This is a genomic window from Peptoniphilus sp. KCTC 25270 (assembly GCF_021012875.1).
GTDB lineage: Bacteria > Bacillota > Clostridia > Tissierellales > Peptoniphilaceae > JAJMZJ01.
Genome location: NZ_JAJMZJ010000001.1, coordinates 397,143 through 412,414, shown reverse-complemented (window position 1 = coordinate 412,414; position 15,272 = coordinate 397,143). Strand labels below are relative to the sequence as shown.

The 15,272-nt window shown below is 35.9% G+C and carries 12 protein-coding genes and 1 other RNA gene; 2 read left to right on the top strand and 11 right to left on the bottom strand.

The features are described from left to right. The first annotated feature begins 105 nt into the window (after window positions 1–105). Window positions 106–1,755 (top strand): hypothetical protein, encoded by a 1,650-nt coding sequence (locus LQU94_RS01955; protein ID WP_230634737.1) that lies wholly within the window; start codon window positions 106–108, stop codon window positions 1,753–1,755. A 34-nt stretch (window positions 1,756–1,789) separates the two neighbouring features. On the opposite strand, the gene LQU94_RS01950 is transcribed toward LQU94_RS01955, so the two are convergent. After that, a complete protein-coding gene (locus LQU94_RS01950; RefSeq protein ID WP_230634735.1) occupies window positions 1,790–3,400 on the bottom strand; it encodes a carbon starvation protein A in 1,611 nt (536 codons plus the stop codon). A 162-nt stretch (window positions 3,401–3,562) separates the two neighbouring features. On the opposite strand from LQU94_RS01950, the gene LQU94_RS01945 reads away from it, so the two are divergent. Next, window positions 3,563–4,879, top strand: a complete 1,317-nt coding sequence (locus LQU94_RS01945; protein ID WP_230634733.1) for an aspartate kinase — start codon at window positions 3,563–3,565, stop codon at window positions 4,877–4,879. 190 nt (window positions 4,880–5,069) lie between these two features. On the opposite strand, the gene rnpB is transcribed toward LQU94_RS01945, so the two are convergent. The 10 genes from rnpB to glyQ form a co-directional block, all read right to left on the bottom strand. Further along, an RNA gene (gene rnpB / locus LQU94_RS01940) (RNase P RNA component class A) lies at window positions 5,070–5,401 on the bottom strand. A 20-nt stretch (window positions 5,402–5,421) separates the two neighbouring features. Beyond that, on the bottom strand, window positions 5,422–6,189 hold the full coding sequence (locus LQU94_RS01935; protein ID WP_230634731.1) for a Nif3-like dinuclear metal center hexameric protein: 768 nt from the start codon (window positions 6,187–6,189) through the stop codon (window positions 5,422–5,424). Beyond that, the gene (locus LQU94_RS01930) at window positions 6,182–6,841 is read right to left on the bottom strand and encodes a class I SAM-dependent methyltransferase (protein ID WP_230634728.1); all 660 of its coding nucleotides are present in this window, start codon (window positions 6,839–6,841) and stop codon (window positions 6,182–6,184) included. Before LQU94_RS01930 ends, LQU94_RS01935 begins: the two co-directional genes overlap by 8 nt. Next, window positions 6,838–7,965, bottom strand: a complete 1,128-nt coding sequence (rpoD, locus tag LQU94_RS01925) for an RNA polymerase sigma factor RpoD (protein ID WP_230696350.1) — start codon at window positions 7,963–7,965, stop codon at window positions 6,838–6,840. Before rpoD ends, LQU94_RS01930 begins: the two co-directional genes overlap by 4 nt. Window positions 7,966–7,969: 4 nt before the next feature. Beyond that, window positions 7,970–9,775: a DNA primase gene (gene dnaG / locus LQU94_RS01920; RefSeq protein WP_230634725.1), complete on the bottom strand. Its 1,806-nt coding sequence runs from the start codon at window positions 9,773–9,775 to the stop codon at window positions 7,970–7,972. A 9-nt stretch (window positions 9,776–9,784) separates the two neighbouring features. Further along, the gene (locus tag LQU94_RS01915) at window positions 9,785–10,798 is read right to left on the bottom strand and encodes a deoxyguanosinetriphosphate triphosphohydrolase (protein WP_230634723.1); all 1,014 of its coding nucleotides are present in this window, start codon (window positions 10,796–10,798) and stop codon (window positions 9,785–9,787) included. 19 nt (window positions 10,799–10,817) lie between these two features. Continuing rightward, window positions 10,818–11,663, bottom strand: a complete 846-nt coding sequence (locus tag LQU94_RS01910; RefSeq protein WP_230634721.1) for a pyruvate, water dikinase regulatory protein — start codon at window positions 11,661–11,663, stop codon at window positions 10,818–10,820. Then, window positions 11,656–12,279: a helix-turn-helix transcriptional regulator gene (locus tag LQU94_RS01905; RefSeq protein WP_230634719.1), complete on the bottom strand. Its 624-nt coding sequence runs from the start codon at window positions 12,277–12,279 to the stop codon at window positions 11,656–11,658. The genes LQU94_RS01910 and LQU94_RS01905 overlap by 8 nt, the downstream gene beginning before the upstream one ends. Before the next feature lie 10 nt (window positions 12,280–12,289). Further along, window positions 12,290–14,386, bottom strand: a complete 2,097-nt coding sequence (gene glyS, locus LQU94_RS01900; RefSeq protein ID WP_230634718.1) for a glycine--tRNA ligase subunit beta — start codon at window positions 14,384–14,386, stop codon at window positions 12,290–12,292. Then, a complete protein-coding gene (glyQ, locus tag LQU94_RS01895) occupies window positions 14,376–15,266 on the bottom strand; it encodes a glycine--tRNA ligase subunit alpha (protein ID WP_230634717.1) in 891 nt (296 codons plus the stop codon). The genes glyS and glyQ overlap by 11 nt, the downstream gene beginning before the upstream one ends. Window positions 15,267–15,272 lie beyond the last annotated feature (6 nt).

The following is a 15,272-nucleotide window of genomic DNA, read 5'->3' as shown; positions in this document are numbered from 1 at the left end:
GAGTTTTTTTTTGCTCTTTTTTATAATTAGATGCTAGATTCCTTCCCACTCTTTGAAAACCCTATGTTATAATAAGAATAGTATAGATTTGAAGGAGGCAAAATATTGTACTGTTACCGATGTGGTGAAAAACTCGTTGATTCAGCTCACTTTTGTCATATGTGTGGAGCCGATCAATCCGAAGTAGAAAAACTTTATAAAAACAAAACCCGTAAAATCGATTCTGAAACGCCCTCTTTCACTCCCCCTAAAAAAGAAGATACTCAAACTTTCCATTTAGGAGGAAATAGTGAAGAGGAAGATTTGAACACTTATTTATCAGAAGTCGATTCGAAAGTAAAAAAGACAGTTGAATCCTATGAAGAAACCGAATCCCAGAAAAATGGCTCCTTCTTTTCCATAAAGAAAAAAGAAAAGAGCAATCTGGAAGAAACCCCTTCTAAGATTGAACCGAAATCCAAAAAAGAAAAACGTGGCTTCAAACAAATCTGGAAAGATTTTATTGATGAAGAAGACAATGAATATTCTGTTTTTGGGGAATTGGTTGATACCAAGGAAAACAAAACAGCATCCACACCTAGCAAAGAAGAAACCATCCAACTATCCAATACCGTTTCTGCCCATGATGAAATGATTTCTGGAAACCTAGAAACGGAAACGGGCGATTATACTGGCATGGTTAAAAAGGTGAATGAAATTTTAGAGAAAGAGGAAAAAGAAAAAACAAATTCTTCCTCCTCTGAATCTCTGTCTAAAACAAAATCAGAAGAAGAAGTGGTACCTTCTAAACCAGAGGAAGTTCCAGCCAAGAAAATATCTGAAACTCCAAAGGAAAATTTGGAGAAAAAAGATTCTTCCAAAATAGAAACTATAGACTCTCATTCGATTCCTCAACAATCCAACACTAAGATTCCAAAAGATTCGAAGGAAACCCAAGGGGAAAAAGCGCCTTTCTTCTCTTCTTTCTTCCAAAAGTCAAAAGAGAAAGCGAAGGAGAAGAAAGATGCTGTCGTTACAAAGAAAGAGAAAAGCAAATTCAAAAAAGATTCTGTGGCGGCAAAGAAAGAGGACGAAAAAGTAGAAAAACAATCTATTTCTACGGAGATTCCTACCTCTTCTACAAAAGCGTCTACAAAAGAAACTTCCTCTAAGGGTAAGGAAATTTCTGGTTTCTTCCATAAATTAAATCATAGTTCTTTTATGGAAAAAATTGAAAGTTTATATTTCAAATGCTTGCATTGGGTTATTGAAAAAGAAAAAATGGGTCTAATTGCCTTATTCATTATAGGAGCTATTTTTGCTGTAATCCCCATTTTCTTTATTGAACAAAGAGTTACTGCCCTAAATATTTTTTATTCTATTTTGAAAATCGTACTTGGTATATTTACTTTCCTATTTAGTAATAGCATTGTAAGAAATACTACCGATTCTAGAAACTTAAAACAAACTATTGTTTCAAATAGCTTGCTTCAATGGGTTATTGCACAAGTTTTATTATTGATATTATTTTTCCCATTCCCTTCCCACTTTGTAATGGGCAGAAATTTATTGGGAGCGGTAACGCCACATATTATCGCAAGTGTTATTCTTTATCTCGTTGCAATAATCATGTCTTTTGTTTCTGTTCGAAAAAGATTATCTCATTTTGAATCCATCGAATACATTGGATGGTTCTCTATTTCCTTTATTGTGATTGATTTAATTGTAAAATTACTTTGGGTTATTATCATCTTTATAACCAACACAATTTTATAAAAAGAAAAAGTCCAGAGTCTTCTCTGGACTTTTTTTAATAATAATCTTTCCCTCTTCGAATCACATTATTGCCAATATATGCCATAAATAGGCTTAAAAAGAACAAAATTGTGAGCAATACCAGGGACAATAAATCCATAACAACCCACATGTGATACCATTGAATCCCTAAAGTTGCAATGGTAATTATATACAAGACAATCATGGGAATGAGAAATAAAATATAATTTCTTCTAGTCTTTTTCATCCATACTGCCAGACACAAAAATCCTAAAATGGCTAAGAACTGGTTGGTAATCCCCATTAAAATCCACAATCTTTCATAACCTAGAAAGGAAAATATACATCCCAAAGAAATTGTCACCAAGGTAGTACAATATGTGACAAGGATTTTTTTCTCTTTCTTCTCTGTATCCACAAGTTCTTGTAGTAAATATCTGCCCAATCGAGATCCTGTATCCAGGGAAGTTAAGGCAAAGGCGGATACAATTAAGGAAATAACTCCTACAGATGTTTTGGGATCAATTCCTAAGGTTGCAATAATTGGACCAATTCCTTGAGAGAAAACAGCAATCGGACCTTCTGCACTTAAAGAATTAAGCAAATGATCTCCTGTCAAAGATAATACAGACACCACAGCAATAATGGCCAAAAGAGATTCCAATAACATGCCCCCATATCCAATTATTTTTGCATCTTCTTCACTTCGAACTTGTTTCGACGATATCCCTGAGGCTACTAAAATATGGTACCCCGATATGGCCCCACTGGTTACAGTAGCAAAGACCATGGGAAATAAAGTCCATTTTTGTTCATTTATAGGAACCGAAAATCCTTCGTAAGCTTTCAATTGAATATTTGGCGCCAAAAATATAAGTCCAAGAATCGAAAGAATCACTAAACTATAGAGCAAATAAGAATTCAAATAATCTCTTGGTTGCAAAAGAAGCCATACCGGTAAAACGGCCGCAATAAATGCATAAATTCCTAAAAACAAAACCCATTGAGTTTCCGTTAAGAAAAGGGGGAATTTTCCCCCTAAATATACACTGATCCCAATCCCAAAGATTCCCACAATACTCGCAAGGAATAGATTGATTTTCTTTTTATAAGTAAAGGCTCCAAATAAAACAGAAATAATAATAAACAAAATGGAAGTAGTCCCAGCAGATGGCGTATCTTGAAAAGTTTGTGACACAATATCAATAAAAGAAGCAGTTACCAAAAGCATAGTAAACCAAGCAAAGAGATTAAATAATATCTTCCCTCGCTTTCCTCCATAGACTTCAATAAATCCTCCTAAAGTCTTTCCTTGGTGCTTTACTGAGGCAACTAGCGCTCCATAGTCTAATACCCCGCCTAAAAAGATGCCGCCTAAAACAATCCATATAACTACGGGCAACCAGCCAAATACACTGGCTTGTATTGGTCCAATTAAAGTACTAGCTCCTGCAATAGATGCAAAATGATGACCTAAAATGACCCAACGATTGGATGGAACATAATCTCTCCCATCTTCTTTTGTATAGGCAGGAGTCAAAACCGTACTATCAATGCCAAAAAATTTTTCTAACCATGACCCGTACGTGAAATATGCAGTTATCAATATAAAAAAACACACCAAGGTTAACACCAAAGCATTCATTTTTTCCTCCTTATGTCTCACTTATAAATTATTATAAAAGTTCCCCTACCCCTTGTAAAGAATCGAAATCATTTCCTTTATTTCATTAAAGTGTTAAATTCCCTTGCTATTTTTTCCCCTAAGTCATACAATAAAAGAATAGTATTTTTAGGAGGGTAAAGAATGTGTATTGTAGCAAAATTTGGTGGTAGCTCTTTGGCCAACGGCCAACAATTTGAAAAAGTAAAAAATATTGTTACTTCTTGTGACGATCGGAAATATATTATTCCTTCTGCGCCTGGTAAAGTCAGCAAAGAAGATCAGAAGGTTACAGATTTATTGTATCTATTGTATAATATGGCAAGCCATAATCTAAATTATAAAGAAATATTAGATATGATTCGGGTTCGATACGATCAAATTATCGAGTCTCTTCATTTGGATCTAAATTTAGATGAAGAATTTCAAGCCATTGAAGCTTCCATTCAAAAAGGCGCCACAAAAGATTATCTTTCCAGTAGAGGAGAATACTTAAATGGAAAAGTTCTCTCTCATTATTTAGGATACGATTTTATTGATGCAAAAGATGTTATTTTCTTTCGTGAAGATGGTACTTTTGATGAAGAAAAATCCTACGCAGCCATTCAAAAGATGGCAAAGGAACATGAACACGCTGTTATTCCAGGATTTTACGGAGCCAAACCATCGGGAGAAATCATCACCTTTAGCCGTGGAGGAAGCGATTTAACAGGAAGCATTATTGCTCGTGGCGTTTCTGCCAAATTGTATGAAAACTGGACCGACGTTTCTGGATTCTTGGCTTCTGATCCACGCATTGTGGAAAATCCTCGCCAAATCGAATATATTACATACAATGAATTGAGAGAGCTCTCCTATAGCGGAGCGAATATTTTACATGATGAAGCAATCTTCCCTGTAGTTAGCAAAGGAATCCCCATTAATATTCGAAATACAAATAGACCAGAAGATCAAGGTACCTTTATTGTTGAAGAACAATCCAAAGACAATACCTTCCACACTCTAACTGGTGTTACAGGAAGAAAAAATTTTACCGTTATTAATATCTCCAAAGTGAGAATGAATTCTGAATTGAGTTTTCATCGAAAAATAATGACCGTTTTAGAGGCCAATGACATCTACTTAGAACATATGCCATCCTCTATTGATTCCTTATCTCTAATTATAGCCGACAAATACTTGCAAAACAAAACCGACGCGCTCATTAATGAATTCAAAACTTTTTGCAATCCAGATTCTATCACTGTCGACAAGGACATCGCCCTTGTTACTGTCGTTGGGCGAAATATGAAAAATCATGTAGGAATTTCTGCCAAATTATTCTCTGCATTGGCACAGTCCAATATCAACATTCAGATGATTATTCAAGGAGCTAGCGAAATGAATATCATCGTCGGCATCAAAAATTCTGATTATGAAAAGGCAATCAATTCTATTTATCATGCCTTTGAAGACAAATAAACAATAGAAGCCACCAGTACCCTGGTGGTTTTCTTTTTTTCCAAAATTATACTGAGTTGTTCTTATATTTCTAACAATTGATTCTTTTTCACTTTGTTTTTTCTTCTATTTTTACCATTTATTTTATTGCGTTAAGAACTATTTCAATGAAAATACAAAAAAAAAGACCCGACATCTGTCAGGTCTTTTTTATTCGACTACATCTATAAGCCGTGTTCTGTATTGGTTAACTATCTATCTGGGCTTCTTGTCACCAAGAAGCTCTAGCGACCTACCTCTTGGGAGTGACGAGTAACCACTCTTTTGTTCCTTTTTGGTCTTGCTCCAGATGGGGTTTACAGAGCCACATAGTCGCCTATGTGCTGGTGAGCTCTTACCTCACCTTTCCACCCTTACCATCGTGAAATGGCGGTATATTTCTGTTGCACTAGCCTTAGGGTCGCCCCCACCGGACGTTATCCGGCATCTTTACTCTATGGAGCACGGACTTTCCTCGCGATGCGCAGTTAACTGATGTACTCGAACCATACTATTCTAACACATTATTCTTCTATAGAAAAGATAAAATCATTTTTCCCATAGACTTCCACAATTAACGTGGAAAATTCTTTTTCCAATTTTTCTTTTGCTTTACTTAAAACAAATTTTTCGCTATCGTAATGACCTATATCAAAGACCATAATCCCTGCTTCATAGGCATCTTGCGCTTTGTGATGGGTTACATCCCCCGTTAGCAAAACATCTGCTCCTTTTTTTACTGCGTCCAAAACATAATCTGCACCTGAGCCGCCTAAAACAGCAATTCGATGAATTTCTTCTTTGGGTTTTCCATGACAAACAATGCGAGGAATTTCTAAGGATTTTATTTTTTCATAGAGTGCTTTTGTTGTATAATTTCCTTCCCCAACAATACCAATTTCTTCCTCGTCAGATAACATCTCAACGTTCTCTAAATTCAACAATTGAATCCATTGGTCGTTTACCCCATCCTCTGCTTTATCTAAGTTTGTATGGGCAGAATAAACAGAAATCTTGTTTTCTAAAAGAGGAAGAATCAATTTTCCTTTGGGATCTTCATCATCAAAATAAGAAATTCCACCAAATAAGAAAGGATGGTGAGTCAAAATCAAATCAAAACCTTCTTCTATGGCTTTTTTTACTACGCAATCGGTAACATCCAACGCCACCAAAACTTTTTTTATTTCTTTGTTGTGAAAAAGAATTTGATTCCCCGATTTATCCCATTCTTCTTGCGAATCCAATGGAGCCCAAGATTCCATGAAAGAAAGGATCTCTTTTATCTTATACAAGATACCCCTCCCATTTTCTCTTTTCCTGTTGGATTTCTTCTATGCCTTTTTTATCGGCAGAATTCTTTTGGATTTGTTCCTCAATTTCTTCAAATACATGAATTTTATGTTGGCACAATTCCGTAAATAATGGATCTTCCTTAAAGGATTCCCATGAAATAATCTCTTCAGAAATTCCAGGCTTCATTTTGAATATAGGATAAATTTTCTTATTTTCCTTCACCAATCGAACTTCCATTAATTGATAATCTTCTTTTGTTAAATAGTCCATAAGCTCTTCTTCTGCTTGCATGGGTTGCAAAATAAGATAATCCATGGACATGGCTTTTTCCTTTGATTTCTCCAACACTTCCGAAATCAAAATCCCTCCCATGCCGGCAATAATTACAGCATTTGCCTCCATAGGTTCTAAAACTTCTAGCCCATCTCCTACCCGACAATCGTATTGAAAAGGAGTAAATTCTGATTCAAGTAGACTTTTGCCCTTTTTCAAGCTTGGTTCAGAGATATCCGTTGCAATGGCAATCATACATTTGTTTTCTTTTAACAAAAGATAAGGAATGTATCCATGGTCTGTTCCAATATCGGCAACAATAGGAGTAAAATCCACCATCTTTGCCAATTCGTATAATCTTACACTTATATTCTTCATTCTAGAAAATCCTTTAATTTTTTACTTCGACTTGGATGTCTTAATTTTCGCAAAGCTTTCGCCTCAATCTGACGAATTCTTTCTCTCGTTACATCAAATTCCTTACCTACTTCTTCTAACGTTCTAGCTCTACCATCTTCCAATCCAAAACGAAGAATCAAAACACTTTTTTCTCTTTCTGTTAAAGTGGTCAATACAGTCTCTAACTGTTCTTTTAGTAAGGTAAAGGTCGCTGCTTCTTGAGGAGATAAAACTTCTTCATCAGGGATAAAGTCTCCCAAATGACTATCTTCCTCTTCTCCAATAGGTGTTTCTAAACTTACAGGTTCTTGGGCGATTTTTTGAATTTCTCGTACCTTATCCACCGTTAAACCCATTTCCTGAGCAATTTCTTCCGGCTGAGGATCTCTCCCTAACTCTTGTACCAATTGTCTTTGTACACGAACCAATTTATTAATAGTCTCTACCATGTGAACAGGAATGCGAATCGTACGAGCTTGATCGGCAATAGCTCGAGTTATCGCTTGACGAATCCACCATGTAGCGTAGGTTGAAAATTTGAAGCCTTTGGTATAATCAAATTTTTCTACCGCTTTCATCAAACCTAAATTCCCCTCTTGAATTAAATCCAAGAAACTCATCCCACGACCTACGTATCTTTTGGCAATACTAACCACCAAGCGCAGATTGGCTTCTGCTAATTCACGTTTTGCCAGTTCATCCCCTTCTTCCATACGAATGGCAATATTGCGCTCCTCTTCCGCTGTTAAAAGAGGAATTTTACCAATTTCTTTCAAATACATACGAACGGGATCGTCCACACCAATATTTTTAGGCGGTGTTAAATCATCTACACTATTTTTTCCTTCTTCATCGTCATCATCTGAAGAATTATCATCAATATGGTCAAATTCCTTATTGTCTGTATCTTCGTCTTCTTTTAAGATTTCAACGCCTTGGTCCTCTAAGTGAGCGTAGACAGCATCCATTTCATCAGCCGTTAACTCCACCTCGTCCAATGCATCAATAATCTCTTCCATACTTAAAGAACCCTTTTTCTTCCCATCTTTGAATAATTTTTCTACCGATGGATTGTTCTCCAATTTTTTATTTTTTTCGTCCATATATTTATTTTTCTCCATTGGTCCCTCCTTCTCCTACATTATGTAGGCGTTGCGATATCTCAAAAAGTTCATCCATTGCGTGCCTAAGTTGAATGTCTTCTTCTACTGAACTTTTTTCCAAATTTTCCAATGTATGAATCTTTTCCACTAAATAGTTGGATCTTTCCTTTAACTTATCCCTATAGATTACTTCTAACAATTCATTCACTATAGTATCCGATTTTGTTAAATCCAAATATTTCTTAGCTTCCAAAATCGTTTCGTCCCATTCAGGATGCATTTCTATAAAATGTATACCCCTTTTTTCTCCAGAACGAATTTTATCTTTATACAATTTTTCAATGGAATGAAAAGCACTTACATCAATATTGTTAGATATCCAAACCCACTTAGAATTTTCTTTAATCAATTCTTTTAAGTCTTCTGATTCTAAAGCATAGAGATACAAAAGACCGATTTTCTTTCGGAAGGGACTTTCCTTTTTTTGATTCTGACTTTTTTTAGGGGGCTCCATTTTCATTCCTTTTGTCGCCCCGCCTAAAACTTCTTGTCGAATCGCTTCTCTTCGAACTCCATACATTTCTGAAACTTTATCTATATACAACTCTTGCTCAATCGGACTGGCCAAATTCCCAATAATTTTTGAAACTTCTTGTAAGAATTTTGACATGGATTCTGGATTGGTAAGTTGAAATTCTTTTTCTAGCTGTTCTATTTTGAACAAAACCGCTGGAATCGCCTTATCGATTAAAATTTCAAACTCCAACAAACCGCGACTTTGAATATAGTCGTCTGGATCCATTCCCTTTGGCAATTGAACGATCCAAGGCTTAAGGTTCTCGCTAAAAAACACTTGAATGGCTCGCTCCGTAGCTTGAATCCCGGCCTGGTCCCCATCGTAACAAATATAAATCTCTTTCCCGTAACGTTTTATCATTCTTGCCTGTTCTCTAGTAAAAGCTGTACCTAAACTAGCTGTAGCGTAATGAATTCCCGATTTATACAAACTAATTACGTCCATATATCCTTCTACCAACAAGACTTTTTCTCGATTGGATTCTTTTTGAAGAATATTTACACCATATAAATTGGACCCTTTATGAAAAATCATGGTTTCTGAAGAATTCAAATATTTTGGCATGGAATCATCCATCACCCGCCCTCCAAAAGCAATTACTTTTCCTTTGGGGCTGATAATTGGATACATGATCCGATTTCGAAACCGATCAAAATAACGATTGTTTTTCTCGCTATAGGAAAGTAAATTTCCTTGATATTGTTCTTCTTCAGAATAGCCTTTACTTTTTAGATGCTTTAGCAGTTCACTGCCTCCCGCAGGAGCAAATCCCAATCCAAATTTTATGATAATATCTCGTCCAATTCCACGACTTTTCAAATATTCCAGTCCATAAGTGTTTCGGCTTAATATTTTCATATAGTAAATGGCTGCTTCTCTATACATCTCGTACATTCGCTCCATTTTTTTTCTTTTTTCTTCGTCCATTGGATTGGATTTGGTCAACTCTATGTGAAGCGATTCTGCTAAATTTTCTACGGTTTCAATAAATGTCATATTTTCCTTTTTCATTAAAAAGGAAATTACATCTCCACTTTCTCCACAGCCGAAGCAATGATAAAATCCTTTCTCTTGCTGAACAGAGAAAGAAGGGGTTTTTTCATTGTGGAAAGGGCAAAGTCCCATATAACTATTGCCCTTCTTTTTCAATTCCGTATATTTGCTAATTATATCAACAATATCTACTCTAGATTTTACTTCTTCAATGATTTGATCGCTGATAATATTCGCCATATGGCCTCCTTACATTGTGGACCAATATCTAGGCATAAATAAATCTTTCCAACAATGAATTGCAAAACGGTCTGTCATACCGGCTATATAGTCGGTAATGCGGTCATCATCTGACAATTCATTTTCTCCATGAATTAAGAATTCATTAGGCAATTTATCCATATTTGCTTTGTAGTAATTATAAATTTGCTCCAAAATAATTCGAACTTTTTGATCTTCACTTTTTACTGTTGTGTTGTAATAAACATGATCAAACATATACGTTCTAAGATCTAAAGTTGCCTCTCCTACCCTTTCATCCATCTGAATTTTTTCCATAGATTGGCTCGATTCTATAATGGAGCCAATCATTGTATCAATCCGGTCCGAATGACTCTCCCCTAGAATTTCTAAATATTCTCTAGGAATATCTTCTAATTTCAATACGTGAGCTCGTATTGCATCATCTATATCGTGGTTAATATAAGCAATTCGATCGGCGATTTTTATAATCTCTCCTTCAAGAGTATGTGCCTTAAATTCTCCTGAATGATTTCTAATTCCATCCCTTACTTCCCACGTCAAATTCAGCCCAGGGCGATTTCCCTTGTGTTCCAAATAATCTACCACTCGTAAACTGTGCAAATTGTGGCGAAATCCCTTCGGATTCAAATCGTTCAATACGGCTTCGCCCGTGTGTCCAAAAGGCGTATGACCTAAATCGTGTCCCAAAGCAATCGCCTCCACTAAATCTTCATTTAGAGCCAATCCCCTTGCAATAGTACGTCCAATTTGTGCCACCTCTAAAGTATGAGTGAGCCTTGTACGATAGTGATCTCCTTCTGGTGCAATAAACACATGGGTTTTATGCTTTAGACGGCGAAAAGATTTGGAATGAATAATGCGGTCTCTATCTCTCTGGAAACAAGTTCGCATATCGCATTCTTTTTCTTCATACTTTCTTCCTTTGGATTGGATAGAATGGGTTGCTTCTTTTGCTAATATCTCATTTTCAATACGTTCCCATCGTTCACGCCCGTACATGCTACACCTCTATTCCCCTTTATTTTTGAACAAATTTTTTATAATGGGCTATGATAATTTCTGCAGTTTCCTCAATGGCTTTATTGGAAACATCAATCATTACACATCCAATATCTTTCATTATTTCTTTTGAATAATTTACTTCATCTTTGATTCGGTCTACATTGGCATATTTTGCGGTAGAATTTAATCCCATGGCTTTTAGTCTTTCTTCTCGAATCGTATACAATTTAGAAGAATTCGCCACTAGACCAAACACCTGATTTCTATTCTTTTTATATACTTCTGGTGGAACTGGTACTTCTGGAACCAATGGAATATTGGCTACTTTATAATTTTTATGGGCCAAATACATAGATAAAGGCGTCTTTGAAGTACGGCTTACTCCTACCAAACAAATATCGGCCTTAATGACTCCCCTTGGATCTTTTCCATCGTCATATTTCACGGCAAACTCAATGGCTTCCACTTTTTTGAAATAATTTTCGTCCAATCTACGAATTAGTCCTGGTTCACGTTTTGGAGGATATTGTAAAATACTTTCAATTTCCTTCATGGGATGCCCCATTACATCCACTACATGAAGATTCAATTCCAATTTTTTTCTTTCAATAAATTCACGCGTTTCCATATCTACATTGGTATACACAATTAACGCCTTGGGCAATTTGGCTGCTTCTTCTAACAATGGGCCAATATGCTCAATGCTATTGTGGTAAGGGAAACGACGAATTTCATAGTTTTCTGTCTCAAATTGACGAACGGAAGCTTTTGCAATTAATTCTCCCGTCTCACCAATGCTATCGGAAATTACATAAATCACCAAAGGTGGTTCATCGTAAAACAAATCTCTTTCGTTATTCATAAAGTCCTCCTAATTCGACAAAGACTCGAGTAATATTCGTTTTGGTTATACGCCCTATCACTTTGTTCTTATCGCCTTGTTTCTCAATTACAGGCAACGCATCTACGTGATGTGCATTGATTTTTTTTGCTGCTTCATAAATGGTATCATCTGGTGATATACAAATAATATTCGGCATTCGAGTCATAATTAGGGACAGAGGAGTTACCTCCAACGCCAATTTCCCAATCGTTGCTCGTAATAAATCTTTACGGGATACACAGCCTACCAAATCTCCATTGCTTGTTACAAAGATTGTTCCAATGTTTTCTAAAAATATAGTAACTACGCCGTCGTAAATAGAGGAATCTTCCTCTAATACGACAGGCATAGACATATAATCTCTCACTCGAACATTCTGAACTTGGCTCATATATTTGAAATCGCTGGTATCTCCTTCATAATAGTACCCAACCTTTGGTCTTGCTCCAAGAAATCCAAGCATTGTCAATATTGTCAAATCTGGCCGTATAGTTGCCCTAGATAGAGAAAGTTTATTGGCAATATCATCCCCTGTCATTGGTTCCTGCTCTTTTACCAAAGCAAGTATTTCTTGTTGCCTATCCGTCAGTTTCAAAACGAACCTCCTACGTGTTGGTTACAATTTTTCTAGGATCAAAAATTGTCTTAAACATCTCATCAATGTTGCGAATCAATGCAATACGATTATTACGGATTTTCTCCTCTTCAACCATGATCATTACATCTTCGAAATATTTATGAATATATGGAGTCAATGTTTCCAATACAACAAGGGCAGAAACATATTCTCTCTTTTTTATATGAGTATTGAAAACTTCTTTTATCCCATTTAGAGCATTTACCAATGGTTTTTCTTCTTCTGATAAAAGCTCTTCATCGATTTCCATTCCAATCTCATTTCCTTTTTCTGCAATATTTCCAATTCGACTTCCGGCCTCTAAGAACATCTTGTGTTCTCCATCTTCTAAGAATTCGTTCAAAGCTCTCGCCTTTTGGAATACATCAATAGCATAATCTTTTTCGCTTAAAGACAAGGATTGAACAATATCGTAACGAATGTTTTCCTCATTCAACATATTGGAAATACGACCGAAAATAAAATCTACAATTTTTTGTTTCACTTCATTGTTGTCAAAAGCAAGATTGCATGTATCGATATAGGTAAATAAAGTGGTATCAATCATCTCTTCTAAAGATAATTCCCAACTTTTTCCATTTAACATACGCAAAATACCGATTACACTACGACGCAAAGCAAATGGATCCTGACTTCCCGTTGGAATCATATTAATCGCAAACAAACCACATAGAGTATCTAATTTATCCGCAATAGATAAGATGGTTCCCGTTGTAGATGCTGGAAGCTCCGCTCCAGAAGAACGAGGCATATATTGTTCCCCAATGGCCTGAGCGACAATTTCTTTTTCCTTGTCTTCTTTGGCATAAATGCTTCCCATAGTACCTTCTAATTCGGTAAATTCTTGAACCATATTGGTTTGTAAATCTGCTTTACATAAATAAGAAGCTCTTTCTAAAGCTTGAAGAGTTGTCTCTCCTACCCCTAATTTTTCGCCAATTCTTTTTGTAATCATGGCAATACGTTTGGTCTTGTCATACATTGTTCCCAATTTGTCTTGGAATACAATCCCTTTTAATGAATCTACATAGTCTTTCAAAGGTTTTTTTCTATCGTTTTCAAAGAAGAATTTCGCATCTTCTAAACGAGCATCCAATACTTTTTCATTTCCTTTTGCCACAATATCAGCATGTTCACTTGTACCATTTCGTACAGTAATGAAATATGGCATCAATTCTGTTTCTGATTTATAAATGGGAGAAAAACGCAGATGTTCTCTCATTGGAGTCGTAATTACAACCGGTGGCAAACGAAGATATTCTTCCTTCACATTTCCTAAAATCGCAGTTGGATACTCTACAATATAAGTTAACTCTTCCAATAAATCTGGGTCTGGTTTTACTTCTCCACCTAAAGATTTTGCCATTTGTTGGATTTGATAAAAGATGGTTTCTTCTCTTTTCTTTTGATCCAATACCACATAGTTTTCTTCTAATTTTGTTTCGTATTCTTCTACATTTGATACAAGAATGTCGTCGCTTCCTAAGAATCGATGTCCTCTTGTGCGATTTCCTACTGGAATCCCTTCAAAGTCAAAATGTAAAATTCCATCGTTATAAATAGATAAAATCCATCGAATTGGACGAGCAAATCGTAGATTTTTTCCGCCCCATTTCATCGTCTTAGGGAATGAAATTTTGCGAATGGATTTCGGAATGATTTCGGATAAAACTTCTTTTGTGTTTTTCCCTTCTTTTCGGATGCGAGCATATACATATTCCACGTCTTTTAATGTACGAATTTCCAATTCTTTTTCAGAAATCCCTTGGCTCTTCATAAAGCCTTCCAGTGGTTTGTTGATGGTTCCATCTTCTTTATAAGCAATTTTCTTTGTTGGACCCTTTACCTCTAACTCAACACTTTCTTGAGCTTCTGGTAGTCCTGATATAAGCAAAGCCAAACGACGAGGCGTTGCATAAGCTTCTATCGATTCGAAAGATATATTCTCTTCCTTTAAGAAATTTTCCACATTGTTTTGAAAATCTTTCAAAGCGTTGCTCACATAAGAAGATGGCAATTCTTCCACGCCTACTTCAATAAGATATTTATTTATATTATTGTTCATCGTTATTTGCCTCCTTCTTTAACAATGGATATCCCAGTTCTTCTCTCTGTTCCAAATATTTTTCCGCTGCCAAACGGGCTAAGTTTCTCACACGTCCAATATAAGAAGCCCTTTGAGATACAGAAATCGCTCCTCTTGCATCCAATACATTAAAAGTATGAGAACATTTCAAAACATAATCGTAAGCTGGTAATACAATTCCTTCTTCTAAGATGCGAATGGCTTCTTTTTCATACACATTAAATAAATTTTGAAGGGTTTCAATATCAGCAATTTCAAAACTATATTTAGAATGTTCATATTCTGCTTTTAGGAAGATATCTCCATATTTTACTTGGTCATTCCATTGAATATCATAGACATTGTCTACATCTTGTAAGTACATAGCAATACGCTCTAAACCGTAGGTTAACTCAGCACTTTCTAAGTCACAATTTACACTGCCCACTTGTTGGAAATAGGTGAATTGTGTGATTTCCATTCCGTCTAGCCAAACTTCCCAGCCAAGGCCCCATGCACCTAAAGTTGGGGATTCCCAGTTATCTTCTACAAATCGAATATCATGAAGTTTTGGATCAATTCCTAGCACTTCCAAGCTCTTTAGGTAAAGCTCTTGCACATTGTCTGGTGATGGTTTCAAAATAACTTGCAATTGATGATGTTGATATAGACGGTTGGGATTCTCACCATAACGTCCATCTGCTGGACGGCGAGATGGCTCTACATATACTGTTTTCCATGGCTCTGGCCCCAAAGCTCTGAAAAAAGTATGAGGATTCATGGTTCCCGCTCCCTTTTCAATATCATAAGGTTCTAAAATAATACAACCTTGTTCTTTCCAATAGTTTTGCAGTTGTTGCATCATATCTTGTAAATGCATGAATGT

Excerpts from the sequence above, each read along its gene's own strand:
- LQU94_RS01950 (WP_230634735.1), bottom strand. The coding sequence starts at position 3,400 with ATGAATGCTTTGGTGTTAACCTTGGTGTGTTTTTTTATATTGATAACT.
- LQU94_RS01945 (WP_230634733.1), top strand. The coding sequence starts at position 3,563 with ATGTGTATTGTAGCAAAATTTGGTGGTAGCTCTTTGGCCAACGGCCAA.
- LQU94_RS01930 (WP_230634728.1), bottom strand. The coding sequence starts at position 6,841 with ATGAAGAATATAAGTGTAAGATTATACGAATTGGCAAAGATGGTGGAT.
- rpoD (WP_230696350.1), bottom strand. The coding sequence starts at position 7,965 with ATGGACGAAAAAAATAAAAAATTGGAGAACAATCCATCGGTAGAAAAA.
- dnaG (WP_230634725.1), bottom strand. The coding sequence starts at position 9,775 with ATGGCGAATATTATCAGCGATCAAATCATTGAAGAAGTAAAATCTAGA.
- LQU94_RS01915 (WP_230634723.1), bottom strand. The coding sequence starts at position 10,798 with ATGTACGGGCGTGAACGATGGGAACGTATTGAAAATGAGATATTAGCA.
- LQU94_RS01910 (WP_230634721.1), bottom strand. The coding sequence starts at position 11,663 with ATGAATAACGAAAGAGATTTGTTTTACGATGAACCACCTTTGGTGATT.
- glyS (WP_230634718.1), bottom strand. The coding sequence starts at position 14,386 with ATGAACAATAATATAAATAAATATCTTATTGAAGTAGGCGTGGAAGAA.
- glyQ (WP_230634717.1), bottom strand. The coding sequence starts at position 15,266 with ATGCATTTACAAGATATGATGCAACAACTGCAAAACTATTGGAAAGAA.